The sequence below is a fragment of the Nocardioides furvisabuli genome (assembly GCF_021083185.1).
Lineage (GTDB): Bacteria > Actinomycetota > Actinomycetes > Propionibacteriales > Nocardioidaceae > Nocardioides > Nocardioides furvisabuli.
In genome coordinates, this window is the sequence record NZ_JAIGQB010000003.1 from 316,969 (window position 1) to 333,475 (window position 16,507).

The 16,507-nt window shown below is 71.5% G+C and carries 20 protein-coding genes; 9 read left to right on the forward strand and 11 right to left on the reverse strand.

Annotated features, from left to right (window positions below; translation table 11 throughout):
- Positions 1-2 precede the first annotated feature (2 nt).
- Positions 3-491 carry an ATP-dependent zinc protease family protein gene (locus K4G59_RS07935; RefSeq protein WP_231250418.1) on the reverse strand — a complete coding sequence of 163 codons (489 nt, stop codon included), beginning with the start codon at positions 489-491 and terminating at the stop codon, positions 3-5.
- A gap of 55 nt (positions 492-546) precedes the next feature.
- Between K4G59_RS07935 and K4G59_RS07940 the strand changes: the two genes are divergently transcribed.
- The 3 genes from K4G59_RS07940 (at position 547) to K4G59_RS07950 (ending at position 4,190) form a co-directional block, all read left to right on the forward strand.
- Positions 547-1,737 (forward strand): RimK family alpha-L-glutamate ligase, encoded by a 1,191-nt coding sequence (locus tag K4G59_RS07940; RefSeq protein WP_231250419.1) that lies wholly within the window; start codon positions 547-549, stop codon positions 1,735-1,737.
- A gap of 242 nt (positions 1,738-1,979) precedes the next feature.
- Positions 1,980-3,203: an HNH endonuclease signature motif containing protein gene (locus K4G59_RS07945; protein WP_231250420.1), complete on the forward strand. Its 1,224-nt coding sequence runs from the start codon at positions 1,980-1,982 to the stop codon at positions 3,201-3,203.
- Between the two features lie 204 nt (positions 3,204-3,407).
- Positions 3,408-4,190 (forward strand): alpha/beta fold hydrolase, encoded by a 783-nt coding sequence (locus tag K4G59_RS07950; protein WP_231250421.1) that lies wholly within the window; start codon positions 3,408-3,410, stop codon positions 4,188-4,190.
- A gap of 449 nt (positions 4,191-4,639) precedes the next feature.
- Here K4G59_RS07950 and K4G59_RS07955 read toward each other — a convergent pair whose 3' ends face one another.
- Positions 4,640-5,269: a hypothetical protein gene (locus K4G59_RS07955; RefSeq protein ID WP_231250422.1), complete on the reverse strand. Its 630-nt coding sequence runs from the start codon at positions 5,267-5,269 to the stop codon at positions 4,640-4,642.
- 386 nt (positions 5,270-5,655) lie between these two features.
- Between K4G59_RS07955 and K4G59_RS07960 the strand changes: the two genes are divergently transcribed.
- Together K4G59_RS07960 and K4G59_RS07965 are read left to right on the forward strand one after the other, a co-directional pair.
- Positions 5,656-6,042, forward strand: coding sequence for a DUF1622 domain-containing protein (locus K4G59_RS07960; RefSeq protein ID WP_231250423.1), 387 nt, complete (start codon positions 5,656-5,658; stop codon positions 6,040-6,042).
- A gap of 5 nt (positions 6,043-6,047) precedes the next feature.
- The gene (locus K4G59_RS07965; protein ID WP_231250424.1) at positions 6,048-6,953 is read left to right on the forward strand and encodes a haloalkane dehalogenase; all 906 of its coding nucleotides are present in this window, start codon (positions 6,048-6,050) and stop codon (positions 6,951-6,953) included.
- Positions 6,954-6,958: 5 nt separating this feature from the next.
- On the opposite strand, the gene K4G59_RS07970 is transcribed toward K4G59_RS07965, so the two are convergent.
- From K4G59_RS07970 to K4G59_RS07980, 3 genes are read right to left on the reverse strand one after another with little or no spacing between them, the layout of a single operon-like run.
- The gene (locus K4G59_RS07970) at positions 6,959-7,261 is read right to left on the reverse strand and encodes a hypothetical protein (protein WP_231250425.1); all 303 of its coding nucleotides are present in this window, start codon (positions 7,259-7,261) and stop codon (positions 6,959-6,961) included.
- A gap of 28 nt (positions 7,262-7,289) precedes the next feature.
- Positions 7,290-7,682, reverse strand: a complete 393-nt coding sequence (locus tag K4G59_RS07975) for a hypothetical protein (RefSeq protein WP_231250426.1) — start codon at positions 7,680-7,682, stop codon at positions 7,290-7,292.
- Positions 7,679-8,038, reverse strand: a complete 360-nt coding sequence (locus K4G59_RS07980) for a hypothetical protein (RefSeq protein WP_231250427.1) — start codon at positions 8,036-8,038, stop codon at positions 7,679-7,681. Before K4G59_RS07980 ends, K4G59_RS07975 begins: the two co-directional genes overlap by 4 nt.
- Before the next feature lie 99 nt (positions 8,039-8,137).
- Between K4G59_RS07980 and K4G59_RS07985 the strand changes: the two genes are divergently transcribed.
- The 3 genes from K4G59_RS07985 to K4G59_RS07995 are packed head-to-tail and all read left to right on the forward strand — an operon-like array spanning position 8,138 to position 10,895.
- Positions 8,138-8,737 carry a DUF4956 domain-containing protein gene (locus K4G59_RS07985; protein WP_231250428.1) on the forward strand — a complete coding sequence of 200 codons (600 nt, stop codon included), beginning with the start codon at positions 8,138-8,140 and terminating at the stop codon, positions 8,735-8,737.
- 11 nt (positions 8,738-8,748) lie between these two features.
- Entirely contained in the window at positions 8,749-9,558 is an 810-nt protein-coding gene (locus K4G59_RS07990; RefSeq protein ID WP_231250429.1) for a VTC domain-containing protein, read from the forward strand.
- Entirely contained in the window at positions 9,555-10,895 is a 1,341-nt protein-coding gene (locus K4G59_RS07995; RefSeq protein WP_231250430.1) for a CotH kinase family protein, read from the forward strand. Before K4G59_RS07990 ends, K4G59_RS07995 begins: the two co-directional genes overlap by 4 nt.
- Positions 10,896-11,004: 109 nt before the next feature.
- On the opposite strand, the gene K4G59_RS08000 is transcribed toward K4G59_RS07995, so the two are convergent.
- From K4G59_RS08000 to K4G59_RS08020, 5 genes are all read right to left on the reverse strand, one after another.
- Positions 11,005-11,712, reverse strand: coding sequence for an EcsC family protein (locus K4G59_RS08000; protein ID WP_231250431.1), 708 nt, complete (start codon positions 11,710-11,712; stop codon positions 11,005-11,007).
- A 137-nt stretch (positions 11,713-11,849) separates the two neighbouring features.
- Positions 11,850-14,069 (reverse strand): heavy metal translocating P-type ATPase, encoded by a 2,220-nt coding sequence (locus tag K4G59_RS08005; RefSeq protein WP_231250432.1) that lies wholly within the window; start codon positions 14,067-14,069, stop codon positions 11,850-11,852.
- On the reverse strand, positions 14,059-14,205 hold the full coding sequence (locus K4G59_RS08010; protein ID WP_231250433.1) for a hypothetical protein: 147 nt from the start codon (positions 14,203-14,205) through the stop codon (positions 14,059-14,061). The genes K4G59_RS08005 and K4G59_RS08010 overlap by 11 nt, the downstream gene beginning before the upstream one ends.
- Positions 14,206-14,239: 34 nt before the next feature.
- On the reverse strand, positions 14,240-14,443 hold the full coding sequence (locus K4G59_RS08015) for a heavy-metal-associated domain-containing protein (protein WP_231250434.1): 204 nt from the start codon (positions 14,441-14,443) through the stop codon (positions 14,240-14,242).
- Between the two features lie 28 nt (positions 14,444-14,471).
- Positions 14,472-14,774, reverse strand: coding sequence for a metal-sensitive transcriptional regulator (locus K4G59_RS08020; RefSeq protein ID WP_231250435.1), 303 nt, complete (start codon positions 14,772-14,774; stop codon positions 14,472-14,474).
- Positions 14,775-14,983: 209 nt separating this feature from the next.
- Between K4G59_RS08020 and K4G59_RS08025 the strand changes: the two genes are divergently transcribed.
- Positions 14,984-15,601, forward strand: a complete 618-nt coding sequence (locus K4G59_RS08025; protein ID WP_231250436.1) for a helix-turn-helix transcriptional regulator — start codon at positions 14,984-14,986, stop codon at positions 15,599-15,601.
- An 8-nt stretch (positions 15,602-15,609) separates the two neighbouring features.
- Here K4G59_RS08025 and K4G59_RS08030 read toward each other — a convergent pair whose 3' ends face one another.
- Complete coding sequence (locus K4G59_RS08030; protein WP_231250437.1) at positions 15,610-16,437, reverse strand: glycerophosphodiester phosphodiesterase family protein; 828 nt, start codon at positions 16,435-16,437, stop codon at positions 15,610-15,612.
- Positions 16,438-16,507: the final 70 nt, after the last annotated feature.

A 16,507-nucleotide genomic window follows, 5' to 3' on the forward strand; every position in this document is an offset into this window, starting at 1 on the left:
GGCTACCTGCCCCAGTTCTTGCGGCGCACGGCGCGCTTCGGCTTCCCGCCGGCATAGGAGAGCGCGGAGTCGACGAGGAAGCCGCGCTCGAGCGCCTCGCGCCCGATGAGCATCCGGAAGCCCATCTCGTCGCGGTTGCTCAGCGTCATGACGGTGGTGATGGTGCACCCGGCGAGGCGTACGTCCATCGCGACGGCGTACCTCTGCTCGGTGAGACCGTTGCTGCTGCGCACCTCGCGGCGGTCGAGCACCGGCAGGCTGAGCTCGACGTGGTCCTCGTCGGAGCGCTGCCAGGGGTGGATGGAGAAACGCACCCACTCCTGACCGTCGACGTCGCGGGCCTTGAGGTCGAAGGCGTGGATGGAGGACGAGCGCGCGCCGGTGTCGATCTTGGCCTTCACCCACTCGACGTCGGCCTGCGGCAGCGCGACCCACTCGCGCCAGCCGACGACGACCTTCTCGGTCACGGGCTGCTGGGGGTCGCTCGGCACCGGGCCATCTTGGCAGGTGGTCCTGCGTGGGTGGCGACGTGCTTGTATGACGCCCGTGAAGCTCGCCATCCTCTCCCGTGCGCCGCGCTCCTACAGCACCCAGCGCCTGCGGACCGCGGCTCACGAGCGCGGCCACGACGTCAAGGTGCTCAACACGCTGCGCTTCGGCATCGACCTCACGGGGGAGGAGCCCGACCTGCTGTTCCGCGGCAAGCAGCTGTCGACGTACGACGCGTGCCTGCCGCGCATCGGCAACTCGATCACCTACTTCGGCACCGCCGTCGTGCGCCAGTTCGAGCAGATGGACGTCTACACGCCGAACACGTCCTACGGCATCGCCAACAGCCGCGACAAGCTCCGCGCCACGCAGATCCTGTCGCGCCACAAGATCCCGATGCCGGCGACGACCTTCGTGCAGGACCGTGCCGACGTGATCCCCGCGATCGAGCGCGTCGGCGGTGCGCCCGTGGTGATCAAGCTGCTCGAGGGCACCCAGGGCATCGGCGTGATCCTCGCGCCGACGATCAAGGTCGCCGAGGCGATCATCGAGACGCTGCAGAGCACCCGGCAGAACGTGCTGATCCAGCGCTTCGTCAAGGAGAGCAAGGGCCGCGACATCCGCGCCCTCGTCGTCGGCGACCGCGTCGTGGCGGCGATGCGGCGCGTGGCGCAGGGCGACGAGTTCCGCTCCAACGTGCACCGCGGCGGCAGCGTCGAGCCGGTCGAGCTCGACGAGGAGTTCGAGCGCGTGGCGGTGCGCTCGGCGCAGATCATGGGCCTGCGCGTGGCCGGTGTCGACATGCTCGAGGGTCGTAACGGTCCGCAGGTGATGGAGGTCAACTCCTCACCCGGCCTGGAGGGCATCGAGGCCGCGACCAAGCTCGACGTCGCCGGCGCGATCATCGACTACATCGACAACCAGGTCGCCTTCCCCGACATCGACGTACGCCAGCGCCTGACGGTCTCGACCGGCTACGGCGTGGCCGAGATCGTGGTCCACGGCGGCTCCGACATGGTGGGCAAGAAGCTCGGCGAGTCCGGGCTCGACGAGCGCGACATCACCGTGCTGACCCTGCACCGCGGCACCCAGGTCATCCCCAACCCCCGCAACAAGACGGTGCTCGAGGGCGAGGACCGGCTGCTGTGCTTCGGCAAGCTCGAGGAGATGCGCTCGATGATCCCCGACCGCAAGCAGCGGCGGGTGAAGCGGCTGCTGAAGAAGAACCTGCCTCCGGCGAACGCCTGACCTCTTGCGCCTGTTTTCGAACAGGTGTACGATGGCGTGAGCACGCCGGTCCGGAACGGGTCCTTCGTCTGAGGTGACAGGGATCCCGGGATCGGGACAGTCATCCATAGAACCCGTCGTGGTGCTGGCGGGATGCCTTGCGGCTCTCGGGTGACGACCTGGCAGCGGTGCCACCAGTCATGCCTCTCCCGTTCCGCCCGATCCGGGCGGGGACCTGTGAGTGCGTGCGAGGAGGTGGCCTGGTGCATCCGATCATCGAGTGTGCCGACGACCTCGGCGTGGCGCTCAAGGGCGTGGCGGCGGTGGAGCCGGCGTTCATGTCGGTGGGGGAGAAGCAGTCGGCGCTGGTGGGGCTCACCGAGGTCCGTTCGCAGCTGGACGCGCTGCTCGCGCGGGTGCTGGGCGCGTCCGATGACGTGGCTGAGGCGCACGGGCTGCGGGATGCGGCGGCGTGGCTGGCGGTCGAGACCAGGACGACGCGGCGCGAGGCGCGCCGCGACCTGGCGCTGGGGCGGGCGCTGGAGCAGCATCCGTGGGTCGCGACGGCGTTGACGTCGGGTGCGCTGCGCTCGGAGCAGGCGCGGGTGGTCGCTGAGGCGGTCGACGCCCTCCCTCCGCATGTGGAGGCCTCGGTCCGCGACGATGCAGAGGAGGCGCTGCTGCGGCTCGCGCGGCAGCACGACGCGCGCGAGCTGAAGCAGATCGGGAAGCGGATCCTCGACGTGGTCGCGCCTGAGGTGGGGGAGTGTCACGAGGCTGCCGTGCTGGAGGCGGAGGAGCGGCGGGCCGCCGCTTTGGTGGACTTGACCATGTCGGACGACGGCGAGGGTCGGTGTCGCGGGACCTTCGTGGTGCCGTCCCACGTCGGTGCGATGCTGAAGCGGCACCTGTTGGCGCTGGCGAATCCGGCGCGCCACACCGAGGACGAGCTGCGCGACGAGTCGGGCGGGTGGAAGCCCCTGCGCCGGCGGCTGGGGGAGGCGCTGGTCGAGTACGTCGAGCGCTACCCCGTGGATGCGACCCCGCAGACCGCAGGGGTCAACGCCACCGTGGTGGTCACGATGACGATCGAGCAGCTGCTCGCCGAGAGCGCGACCGCGCTGCTGGACGACGGCACGCGGATGTCGGCGGGCCAGGCACGACGGTTGGCGTGCGAGGCCGGGATCATCCCGGTCGTGCTGGACTCGAAGTCGGTGCCGCTGGACCTGGGGCGTGCGGCGCGACTCTTCACCAGGCCCCAGCGCATCGCGCTCGGCCTGCGCGACGGTGGCTGCACCGCTCGCGGGTGCGAGACCTCGGCGTCGGGGTGTCACGCCCACCACGACGACCCCTGGTCCCGCGGTGGGCTCACCGACCTCGCCAACGGCCGGCTCCTGTGCCCGCGACACCACCGGCTCGCGCACGACCCGACGTACGGCATGACGATCCACGCCGACAACACGGTCAGCTTTGTGATGCGGACGTAGGAGGTGCTGCTCAGCGCCGCTTGTCGGCGCGGGCCAAACAGCCGACGCAGCCCGATCTGCATGGACCGGCAAGTCAGGGCGCTCAGCGCCGGTCGCATCCGCACGTCCGGATCTAGCAGCGGTGGAGGTGTGGATGAGTGTGTTCCGTTGCGGATCGGCTTGCGTGGCGATGCACAGATTTCCGCGTGGGCTAGCGTTCAAGAAATGACGTTGAACCATGCGCGCCGCGGAAGCGGCAGGCCGTTGTTGCTCGTGCACGGTCTGGGCGCTGGATGGCGATCCTGGTCCCCGATCATCGACGAGCTGGCCGAGAGCCGTGAGGTCATCGCCGTCGACCTGCCGGGTTTCGGCGAGTCGCCTCCTTTGACCGGCGAGGTCTCGATCGCCACCCTGACCGACTCCGTCGCAGAGTTCATCCGCGAACAGGGGCTGGACGGGGTGTCGACGGTCGGTCAGTCGATGGGTGGCCGAATGGTGCTTGAGCTCGCACGGCGAGGCGTCGGCGGCGACACCGTGGCGTTGGACCCGGGTGGTTTCTGGAGCGACCGCGAGGTCGCCGTCTTCGGGGCCACGCTTCGGCCATCGATCGCTCTGGTCCGGGCGCTGCGAGGCACGCTGCCAGCACTGCTCGGCAACCCTGTGGGAAGGACGCTGCTGTTGGCGCAGTTGTCGGCGCGGCCCTGGGCACTCTCGCGCGAGACCGTGCTGCCGGATGTGCGCGGGCTGGCTGAGTCCCCGTCGACTGGCGCGGCCTTGGACGCCCTGACCAAGGGGCCCAAGCAGCAGGGTGCGCCGGCCGGCACTGTGCCCGGCCGGGTCACGATCGGCTGGGGTCGTCGTGACCTGGTGACCGTGCCGAGGCAGGCCGCACGTGCCACGGAACTGTTTCCGGACGCGGTGCTGCACTGGTTCGAGCGGTGTGGCCACTTTCCACAATGGGATGCACCGCATGAGGCGACCCGACTGATCCTTGACCGCACCAGTTGAGGTCGATCGCGCTGCCCGTCCGACGAGGGCGCATGCCGCCCCAGCCCGATCGTCATTCGGAATGGGTCGATCTGCGTCTTAACACCGCCTGTCGGCGCGGGTCCGACTTACCGGACTGGTACCTCTCTGTGTCAAAGGGGGCGGTTGGAGTGAGGGTCTTCCGGCCGTCTGGTGGTCGATGTGCGGGCGCACGTGGTTGGGTTCAGCATTCGCCAGCGATGCTCTCCCGTGAGCAAGGTCGGGCAGCCAGGCCACCGCGGAAAACCCGGAGCCAGGCCTCGGAGGCACTGTCAGCGGTCGCCCCGGAGGCGGGGCGCCGAGCGGGACGACACGACCTGGACTCCTCCCAGCCGCTCTTGGAGGGGCGGATCGGCGGCACCTGAGCCAGCCGGGCATCGTACCCCGTGACGCAGGTGCCCCGGTCCGCGCCGCCCGGACCGGTGTCGTCCTCAGCCCACGCGGACGCGGGGGCTCATGGCCACCCGGTAGCGGACCCCCTCGCGCAGAGCGTCGTCGATGTTCTCGAAGTAGTTGAAGTGACCTTCCTCGACCTCGGACTCGAACTCGCCTTCGGTGGCGTAGGTGGCCCCCACCTGCACCCAGCGCGGGTCACCGAGGCAGCGACGGGGCAGCGTCACGGAGACCTTGTCGGTGTCCGGGTCGAGGGACGCCGACTGGCCCGAGCACCTGACGCGCTCGCGGGTGGGCACGGCGCTGATGTAGGGCCCGGAGAACGCGCGGGTCCGGAAGGCATAGGCAGTCACCTCAAACCGGCGCCCCTCCGCGGTCCGGACGTAGAGCTCAGCCGTGCGCGTGCCGCGCACGATGTCCTGGACCTTCATCGAGATCCGGAGCTCGTGCGGGGCGTGGGTGATCGTCAGCCGACGGACGTCGGTGCTGACGTCGTCGGGCAGCTCGGTCGTGGTCCTCACGCTCTCAAAGTCGTAAGTGAACTGCACGACGTCGCCCGTGGCGTCGCGATGGGTCCACTGCTCGGCCGCTGCGGCCGTCGGTACGACGGCGAGGACCACGGCCCCGAAGCCGACGAGGGCGCGAGCAAAGAAGGTGGCGGTGCGCATGCAGTGCCTGCCTTCCGAGAGGTCGAGTGTTCAGGCGCAACCTACCCCCCGTCTTCGGCATGTCCGCCCGTTTCCGTCAAGCCCTCGTGCGGTTGTTCCGATCGGCGATCCGCTATCGATGCAGCTGTCCCGCATCCCACACCTCAGCGCAACGGAACCGGAACCGGCTCTCGCCCCGAGGACGGCGCGGGGAACGTCGGGGGTTCGTCCTGTGGCACGGGTCGCGCCTCCCGACGTCGACTGAGCCAGTCACCATGCGAGTCGCATGCGAGCTGCGTCAAACCGCCGCCGATGCCCCGGGCCTGATCGAGCGCCGCTGCTGGACGCCCCCGCGACCCTTCGCAAGGAAGACGGCGGCATCCACGGCCAAGTGTGAGGCTGGGCCCATGATCACTGACGAACGATTCGACAAGCTCATGGAGCTCGTCGTGCACGGCTTCGAGATCGCCGGCGTGGTCGTGCTCGTCCTCGGAGCGCTCGGCGCCTTCGTCCATGCAGCGCTGGTGGCACGACGGGACGGGCTGCCGAAGGCGTACGAGACGGCTCGGCGCAGCGTCGGGCGCGCGATCCTGCTCGGGCTGGAGCTGCTGATCATCGCGGACATCGTCCTGACCATCACCGTGGACACCACCCTGGACAGCGCGCTCGCCCTCGGGCTGATCGTGATCGTCCGGACCTTCCTCAGCTTCTCCCTCGAGGTCGAACTGGAGGGCACACTGCCGTGGCGGCGTCCGGCGAAGAGTGACCGCTCCGACGCGGCCCTGCCAGACTGAGCGGCATGGAGGTCTACCGCACGCCGGACGCCGCTTTCGACCACATCTCCGACTTCGGTTGGGAGCCGAGCTACGCGGAGGTCGCGGACCCTGACGGCGGCACCCTGCGGATGGCGTACGTCGACGCGGGGCCGGCGGACGGACCGGTCGCGCTGCTGCTGCACGGCGAGCCGTCGTGGTCGTTCCTCTACCGGCACGTGATCGAGGTGCTCACCAACCGCGGGATCCGCTGCGTGGCGCCCGACCTGGTCGGCTTCGGTCGTTCCGACAAGCCGCTCGCCACGGAGGACTACTCCTTCGCCCGGCTGGTCGAGTGGACGCGCGAGCTCGTCTTCGACCACCTGGACCTCCGCGACGTGACGCTGGTCGGGCAGGACTGGGGCGGGTTGATCGGCCTGCGGCTGGTCGCCGAGCACCAGGACCGCTTCGCACGTGTGGTCGCTGCCAACACCGGGCTTCCGACCGGCGACTTCGACATGCCGGAGATCTGGTGGCAGTTCCGCGATGCGGTGCAGAGCGCCGAGACCCTCGACGTGGGCCGACTCGTCGCGGCCGGCTGCGCGCGGCCGATGGCCGACGACGTGCGGGCGGCGTACGACGCTCCGTTCCCCGAGGAGCGCGCCAAGGCGGGCGTACGCGTCATGCCGACCCTCGTGCCCACCCGCCCCGACGACCCCGCCACCGAGGCCAACCGTGCTGCGTGGGAGGTGCTCTCGACCAGCGAGCTGCCGTTCCTGGTCGCCTTCAGCGACAGCGACCCGATCACCGGGGCGATGGCGCCGGTCCTGCGCAAGCTGATCCCCGGCACGCGCGGGCTCGACCACCCGACCATCGTCGACGCCGGTCACTTCCTCCAGGAGGACGCCGGCGCCGAGCTCGGCCGCGTGGTCGCCGACTTCATGCTGGGCTGAGCGGCTCAGGCGTCGTACGGCTTGTCGTCGTTGCGCGGGTCCTCGTTCGGGTAGCCCGCGCGCGGAGCGATCCCGTCGGGCTGGGTCTCCTCGCCGCCCGCGCTCTGCTCCGGCGGGGCGTCGTCCGGGGTAGGCAGCACGCTGGTGTCGCGCAGCCCGTCCGTGCTCACCTGGCCCGGACCGGTGGGCCCGATGCGCTCGCTGCTCGAGCCCATCCCGCCCGCTGCTCCCTCGGGGCCCGAGGAGTTCGGCGTACCGCGCCGCTCGTCGGTGTCGGGCTTGGGCGTCTGCTCGTCCGGAGTGCTCATGGACTCCGGTGCCCTCGACGGCCCTTCCTCATGCGCTCCGGCGCGTGTGCCACAACCACGCGATGCCCGCGAACGGCAGCACCAGCGGCAGCCAGCCGTAGCCCGCTCCGTACGCCGACCACACGGTCGCGTCGGGGAAGAGCTGCGGGTCGAGGACGGTAAGCGTGCCGACGCTCAGCACCCCGACCAGCTCGAAGACGACGGCCGCCCAGGCGAGGCGGCGCGGCGAGGGGCCGACCTCGGCGAGGCCGAGGGTCGCGGCGATGTAGACGACGGCGGCGAGCGCGGAGAGCGTGTAGGCCAGCGGTGCCTCGTCGGCCTTGGTGAAGAGCTGCACGAGCGAGCGGGCGGTCGCGGCGAGGGCGAAGACGCCGTAGACCGCGACGAGCACGCGACCGGCGCCGGAGCTGGTCGAGCTCACGAGGGCCAGACCTGCATGGCGCGCAGGATCACGAAGGCCTGCGTGAGGCCCGCGACCATCAGCACGGCCGTCGCGCCGCGGCTGCGCTCGGCCAGCGACCAGACGAAGCCGGCGGGCAGCAGGACCAGCCCGGCGACGAGGTAGCCGAAGAACGTGACGAGCGCGCCGCCGCTCAGGTCGACCCCGCCGACCTGGATGCCGGCGACGACGAGCAGGACCAGCGTCAGGCCCTCGATGAAGCCCGCGGCGCCGAGCAGGCCCCAGTCGGGCGTGCGGTCGAGCACGACGTAGACCAGCACCACCGCGGCGAAGATCAGCGAGGCGACGAGCACGACGGAGGGGAAGGGGCTGTCCACGAGGTCAGATTGTCCCAGAGCGGTCCAGCGGCGGGACTTCACAGGGACGGCACAGACTCGTGGCAGGTCGTCGACAGGTGAGGCCGCGAGCCTCGCAGCATGAATCCCACCTACCTGCTCGCCGCGGTCGACGTCGTCGCGGTCCTCGTCCTGGCCATGGCCGTCTACTACCCCCGCCACCGCCGCGCCGACCTCGTCACCGCCTTCATCGCCGTCAACGTCGGCGTCCTCGCCGTGACGATCGTGCTGGCAGGCAGCTCCGCGACCATCGGGCTGGGGCTCGGTCTTTTCGGCGTCCTCTCCATCATCCGGCTGCGCTCCGACGAGCTCGGCCAGCACGAGATCGCCTACTACTTCGCAGCCCTCGCCATCGGCCTCATCGGCGGGCTCGGCACGGCCGACCTCGGGCTCTCGATCTCGCTGATGGCCGGGCTGGTGCTCGTGCTCGCCGTCGCCGACAGCCGGCTCCTGCACAGCACCGGCCTGCGTCAGGTGGTCGTGCTCGACTCCGCGATCACCGACGAGCCCACCCTCGTCGAGCGCCTCGAGGCGCTCCTCGACGCTCGCGTCACGCGGGTGACGCCGGTGCGTGTGGACCTGGTCAACGACACCACGACCGTCGAGGTGCACCACGCCGTCGGTCCGCGCCCCGCCCTGCCGCGCGCCGAGCGCCACGACGCCGCGGCCCTGACCCGATGAGCACCGATCGGATGAGCACCGTCTCGATGAGCACCGTCTCGACGAGTGCCGTCGACCACCTGCCGCCCGTCAGCCTGGCCGACCTCAACGCCGAGGCCGAGCTGCTCACCCGGGTGGACCGGAAGTACGTCGTCCCGGCCGGCGACCTCGACGCCCTCGTCACCGGCGTGCCCGGGCTGCGGGCGCTCTCCATCGACGGGCGGCGGTCCTCGCACTACGAGTCGACCTACCTCGACACCGTCGGGCTCGACAGCTGGACCGCCTCGGCCCACCGGCGCCGCCGCCGCTGGAAGGTGCGCACCCGGGTCTACGCCGACACCGGCGAGTGCTGGCTGGAGGTCAAGACCCGCGGGCGACGTGGCGCCACCGTCAAGGAGCGGATGCTCCACCCCGGCAGCAACCCGCTCGAGGTCCCCGCCTCCGCCGACGGGTGGGTCCGCGACCGCCTGCGCGAGGCGGACGTGCACGGCGTGGACCCGCAGTCCCTCGTGCCGACGCTGCGCACCACCTATCGGCGTACGACGCTCCTGGTCGGCGCCGGCGCGGGACGGGCCACCATCGACCGCGAGCTGCGCTGGGTCTCCGGCCACGGCAGCGCCGAGGTCGGCGACGTGCTCGTCGTCGAGACCAAGTCGGCCTCCGCCGGCCCCGGTCCGCTCGACCGGCGGCTGTGGGAGCTCGGGCACCGGCCGGTGCGGATCTCCAAGTACGGCACCGGGCTGGCCCTGCTGACCCCCGACCTGCAGCTCAACCGGTGGCACCGCGTCACCTCGCGGCACCTCGCCACCCACCTCACCCTCGACACAGGAGTCCTCGCATGAACCACAGCCATCCCCGATCCCGGCGCCTGGTCGCGCTCGCCACCATGGCCGTCCTGGCCCTGGGCGGGTGCGCCTCCATCCCCAATGGGTCGGCGGTCGCCACCACCGGTGTCACCTCCGCCACGCAGACCGTCGCGGACGGCACGGGCGTGTGGGACGCAGCCACGGTGCACGACATCTCGATCGACGTCGACGAGTCCGCCGTCGCGACCATGATCGCCACCTACCTCGAGACGGACGAGAAGGAGTGGATCGAGGCCACCGTCACCATCGACGGGGAGACCTACGACAGCGTCGGACTGCGGCTCAAGGGCAACTCGTCGCTCCGGGGGGTCAGCGCCGACGCCGACGCCGCGGACCTGCCGTGGCTGATCCGGCTCGACACGTTCGTCGACGGGCAGCAGCTGGACGGGTCCAGCGAGCTCGTCGTCCGCTCCAACACCTCCGAGACCGCCCTCAACGAGGCCGTCGCACTGGACCTGCTCGCCGAGGCAGGGCTCGCCAGCGAGCACGCCGTCGCGACGTCCTTCAGCGTCAACGGAGGCGATGCCCGGCTCCGGCTCGTCGTGCAGAACCTCGACGAGGACTGGGAGGAGGAGAACTTCATGACCGACGGGATCCTCTACAAGGCAGAGGCCGGCGGCGACTGGACCTACCGCGGCGACGACCCGGAGGCCTACACCGACGTCTTCGACCAGGAGACCGGCGACGACGACCTGACGCCGCTCATCGACTTCCTCGAGTTCGTCAACACCAGTAGCGACGAGCAGCTCGCCGCCGGGCTCCCCGAGCGGCTCGACGTCCAGGCCTTCGCGCGCTACCTCGCCTTCGAGGAGGTCATCGACAACTTCGACGACATCGACGGTCCGGGCAACAACTCCTACCTCCGCTACGACGCGACCACCGGCGGCTTCACCGTCGTCGCGTGGGACCACAACCTCGCCTTCGGCGCCGGCCCGGCGGGCGGCGCTCCGGGCGGTGGCACGGCAGGCGCGGACGGCGAGCGTCCAGCACCTCCGGAGGGTGAGCGCCCTGCGATGCCCGAGGGCGAGCGTCCCGGGGCTCCCGGGGGCGAGCGGCCCGACCGGGGTGAGGGCGGGACCGGAGGCACCGGCGAGGCGAACGTCCTGGTCGAGCGCTTCACCGCCGTCGAGGAGTGGGCCGACCTCGTCGAGCAGGCGAGGACGGACCTGGTCGAGGAGCTCTACGACAGCGGTTACGCCGAGGAGGTCCTCGACCAGTGGGTGTCGGTGCTCACCGAGCAGGCCGGCGGCCTCGTCGACGCGGCGACGGTCGAGGAGGAGGCCGACGCCATCCGGGCCGTCATCGCCGCTTGATGAACTTCCACTCGCTCGGGTGGAAGTTCGGGTCGGCCGCAGGGATCTCACGCTCAGGCCCCGATGGACTTCCACTCGTACGAGTGGAAATCCATCGGGCGGACGAAGCTCAGCTGACGGCCGGGAACTCCTCCATCGCGTGGTCGGCGATCTTCTTCATCATGAAGCCGTCGATGCCACCGCCGACCAGTCCGCCGGCGAGCGGGATGCCGCGGCCGAAGCGGGCCAGCAGCTTCTCGCTCACCCCGCGCATGAGCCGGAAGCCGACCGCCTTGTTGACGACCATCAGCGCCGCGGGCGGCAGGCCCTTGAGGGCGTACGCCGTCGCGCGGCTCCCGGCGCTCTGCATCCCCGCCTTCTTCAGCACCTCGTCGGACTCCGAGCCGACGAGCGTGAGCAGCACCGCGGTGCGCACGCGCTGCTCGGAGATGTCGTAGCCCCGCAGCGTCGCGACGGTGCCGACCATGCGGACCGCCTGGAGGTAGAACTCGGCGACGTTGACCGGCAGCGACACCGGCATCGTGACGAAGCCGCCCAGCCCGGTGGCGAAGCCGCCGACCGCCCCGAAGAACGTGGTCGAGCGGGCCACCGCGGCGATCGCCTTCTCACGGTCACCGCCGGCCTTGGCCAGCGCGCGGTCGGCCACCTCGCGGACCGGGTCGATCGGGCCGCGGCCCTCGAGCCCGACGTCGATGAGCATCTCGACGAGCCGGTCGATGGCGCCCGGGTCGGGGCGCGGGTCGTCGGCGGCGTCGAGCGCGGCGCGGGTCTTCTCCGTCTCGTCGCTGCCCGGGGTGAGGAGGTCCTTGAGTCCCATGCGGAGAGCGTAGGGATCGCGCGGTCGCGGGGGCACACCCTGTCGAGCCTGCGCGCCGGCCGGAGCGGTGCGTGAGACAGGTTCCTCGCGAGGAAAAGGTGTCTCACCCACCGCCCCGAGGAGCGGCGAGACCGGGATCAGGCGATCGACGACCGGAAGCCGCGCAGCCGCAGGCTGTTGGTCACCACGAAGACGCTCGAGAACGCCATCGCCGCACCGGCGAGCATCGGGTTGAGCAGCCCGGCGGCGGCGAGCGGCAGGGCGGCGACGTTGTAGGCGAAGGCCCAGAAGAGGTTGCCCTTGATGGTCCCCAGCGTGCGGCGCGAGAGCCGGATCGCGTCGACCGCGACGAGCAGGTCGCCGCGCACGAGCGTCAGGTCGCTGGCCTCGATCGCCACGTCGGTGCCGGTGCCCATCGCGAGCCCGAGGTCGGCCTGGGCGAGCGCCGCCGCGTCGTTGACGCCGTCGCCGACCATCGCGACGACCGCGCCGCCGGCCTGGAGCCGCTGCACCTCGGCGACCTTGTCGGCCGGCAGCACGTCGGCGATGACGTCGGAGATGCCGACCTGGGCGGCCACGTGGCGGGCGGCGGCCTCGTTGTCGCCGGTGAGCAGCACCGGCGTCAGCCCGAGCTCGCGCAGCCGGGCCACGGCCTCGGCCGAGGTCGGCTTGACCGTGTCGCCGACGACGATCACGCCACGCGCGCGGCCGTCCCAGCCGACCGCGACGGGCGTACGCCCCTGCGCCTGCGCCGCGGTGACCGCAGAGGCGAGCGACGGCGGGAGGTGCTGCGACCACTCCTCGAGCAGCCGGGGCCGGCCGACGACCACCGCGTGGCCCTCGACGACGCCCTGCACTCCGAGCCCCTCACGGTTGGCGAAGTCCTCCACCGCGGCCGGGGACTCGACCGAGGCCGCGATGGCCCGGCCGACCGGGTGCTCGGACGCCGACTCGAGCGCGGCGGCGAGGCGGCGTACGTCGTCCGCGGACTCGCCCTCGGCGGCCACCACCTCGTGGACGGTCATCGCGCCAGTCGTCACGGTGCCGGTCTTGTCCAGCACGATCGTGTCGACGCGGCGCGTCGACTCCAGCACCTCGGGGCCCTTGATCAGGATGCCGAGCTGGGCGCCGCGACCGGTGCCGACCATCAGGGCCGTCGGCGTGGCCAGCCCGAGCGCGCACGGGCAGGCGATGATCAGCACCGCGACCGCGGCGGTGAAGGCCGCCGTCGCGCCCGCGCCGCTGCCGAGCCAGAAGCCGAGGGTGGCCGCGGCCAGGCCGATGACGATCGGCACGAAGACGCCGGAGATGCGGTCGGCGAGGCGCTGCACCTCGGCCTTGCCGTTCTGGGCGTCCTCGACGAGGCGCGCCATCTGGGCGAGCTGGGTGTCGGCGCCGACGCGGGTGGCGCGCACGACGATGCGACCACCGGCGTTCAGGCACGCGCCGACCACGGTGTCACCCGGCCCGACCTCGACGGGCACGGACTCCCCGGTGAGCATGGACGCGTCGATCGCGGAGCTGCCCTCGACGACCTCGCCGTCGGTGGCGACCTTCTCGCCGGGACGTACGACGAACTCGTCGCCGACGACCAGCTGGTCGGTCGGGATGCGCACTTCCCGCCCGTCGCGGAGGACCGCGACGTCGCGCGCGCCGAGCTCCATCAGCGCGCGCAGAGCCGCGCCCGACTGTCGCTTCGAACGGTGCTCGAGCCAGCGCCCCGCGAGGATGAAGGTGGTCACCCCGGCGGCGGCCTCGAGGTAGATGTTGGACGCGCCGTCCGTGCGGTCGATCGAGATCCGGAAGGGGTGCGTCATCCCGGGCTCGCCGGCGGTGCCGAGGAAGAGCGCCCACAGCGACCAGCCGAAGGCGGCGAGCACGCCGACCGACACCAGGGTGTCCATGGTGGTCGCGCCGTGGCGCAGGTTGGTCCACGCGGCGCGGTGGAAGGGCAGTGCGCCCCACACGACGACCGGAGCGGCCAGCGCGAGCGAGGCCCACTGCCAGTAGGTGAACTGCAGCGCCGGCACCATCGCCATCGCGATCACCGGGACACTGAGCGCAGTGCTGACCAGCAGCCGCTGCAGCAGCGGGTCGCGCTCGGGCGCGGCGTCCTCGGCGGGGGCGTCGGGCGGGGCCGGCAGCGCGGCGGCGTACCCCGCGGCCTCGACCGTCCGCAACAGGTCGTCGGTGGAGACGGAGCCTGGGTAGGAGACCTTCGCCTTCTCCGTGGCGTAGTTGACGGTCGCGGTGACACCGTCGAGCTTGTTGAGCTTGCGCTCGATGCGGTTGGCGCACGACGCGCAGGTCATCCCGGTGATGGCCAGCTCGACGTCGGTGGGCGCGTCAGCGGTCATGGTCGACCTCCGACCGGTCGTGGGCGGGAACGGGCTCGGTGTCGACCGGCCCGACCAGCCGGCCCCCGCCCCAGGCCACCGCGAAGGCGACGACCACGGCCGTGACGAAGGCGGCCACCCGCAGCGGCGTGCTCATCACTCCTCCTCCCACGTTTCCGAATGGTGCGACGTCACGCCAGCGCGTAGCCGGCCTCCTCGACGGCGGCGCGGACGGCCGAGGCGTCGAGGGGGGCGGTGCTGGTGACGGTGACGGCTCCGGTCTCGACGACGACGTCGACGGTCTCGACGCCCTCGAGCTCGGAGATCCCCTCGGTGACCGAGGCGGCGCAGTGGCCGCAGGTCATGCCGGTGACGGTGTAGGTCTCGGTGGTCATGTCGGGTTTCCCTTCGTCGGTGGTGCAGTCAGGACTTCACGAGGCGCGCGATGGCCTCGGAGGCCTCCTTGAGCTTCTCGTCCTGGACGGCTCCGCCCTGGCGGGCGGCGTCGACGAGACAGTGCGCCATGTGGTCGTCGAGCAGCGACAGCGCGAGGGCCTGCAGCGCCTTGGTCGCGGCGGAGACCTGGGTGAGGATGTCGATGCAGTACTTCTCCTCCTCCACCATGCGCTGGATCCCACGGACCTGTCCCTCGATGCGGCGCAGCCGCTTGAGGTGGGCCTGGACCGCTGCGTCGTTGCCCTCGAGGTGGCCGTGCTGCTCGCTCATGGTCCAAAGATACCCCTAGGGGGTATCAATCGCAAGCAACGGGGAACACGACCCTCACCCGTGGGGGTGTAATTCGACCCCGAGCTGAGCGGTGGCCACGCCCGGCGGGCGCTCCCGCCCACCGGTCACGCCTACAGTGGCCACGACGGTCTGGGGGGCGTCGAGGTCGCACGGACGTGTGGTCTCCTCCCCACCTGTCAGGACTGTCCATGATCATCCGCGTTGGCCTCATCGGCGGCGACGAGCTCGTCCGTCGAGGGCTGGAGAGCATGCTCCGCACCCTGGGCGGCTTCGAGCTCGGCAGCTTCAAGGACCGGATGCGCGAACCGATCGACATCGCGCCGATCGAGACCTTCGGCACCCCGCTCGACGACACCACCCTCTCCCGGGCCGTCGCCGACCCCTTCATCCGGCGCGTCGCGGTCTTCACCTGGAACCACCACCCGGGCCTGGTCGACGACGTGCTCGGGGACGGCGTCTCCGGCTACCTCGGCAAGAGCCTCACCGCGACGCAGCTCGGCCGCGCGCTGCGCTCGATCCACCTCGGCGAGGCGGTCGTCGCCCCGCCGCTGGGCGGCCACCCGGTGAGCGGTCCCCCCGTGCCGAGCGAGGCCGACATCCTCACGACCCGCGAGCGCGAGACCCTCGGCCTCATCGCGACCGGCCGCAGCAACGACGAGATCGCCCAGGAGATGCAGATCTCGCTCAACTCGGTGAAGTCCTACATTCGCAGCGCCTACCGCAAGACCGGCGTCCAGAGCCGCAGCCAGGCGGTCCTGTGGGCCGTCAGCCACGGCGTGCGCGCGGACGTGCTCGAGAGGGCCTGACCAGGCGCTCAGGCGAGCGGAGCAGGGCGTACGCCGTCACGACCGGGGAGGTCGGCCGGGCGCGTCCAGGCGCCGCGACCGATGAGCACCTCACGCAGCACGTCGGGGCGGTCGGTGATGATCCCGTCCACGCCGGCGTCGAGCAGCGCCCGCATGGTGGCCGGGTCGTCGACGGTCCACACGACCACCCGGATCCCGAGCTCGTGGGCGCGTGCGATGACCCGCTCGGAGTGGATCGGCATCCGGCCGAGCCGCAGCGGCACGTGCGCGAAGGCGCCGCCCCCGGGGCGGACGCCGACGGGACGTACGCCGCCGCGTGAGCACGCGATGAGCGTGGTCAGCGAACGCCAGCCGAGCGCCGTCGTGACGCCGGGCGCCTCGTCCTGGAGCCGGCGCAGCCAGCGGCTCCACGCGCCGGCGACCAGGATCCGCTCGGCCCAACCGGGCTGCTGGGCGAGCAGGCGGGCCATCGCCCCGACCGACGGCTCGTCCTTCAGGTCGATCGCGAACCTCGCCTGCGGAAAGGCTGCCATGGCCTCCACGAGGGTCGGGATCCGGTCGGTGCCGTCGACGCGGAGCCGGCGCAGGTCGGCGAGGTCGAGGTCGGCGACGTCGCCCGGATGCCCGGTGACGCGACGCAGGCTCGCGTCGTGGAAGCACACGAGGTGCCCGTCGCGGGCGGTGCGGACGTCGGTCTCGAGGTGGGTCAGGCCCAGGGACGTCGCACGTCCGAAGGCGGCGAGGGTGTTCTCGGGGGCGAGCGCCATGCCGCCGCGGTGGGCGATGGCGAGCGGACCGGGGTGGTCGCCGTAACGGATGTCGCCGTAGCTGGTCACGACCTCAGCATGCGGCGCCCGTCCGGGGCTGTCGCCCCGAACGGGCCCGTCCGAGCGAGTGTTCACCCAG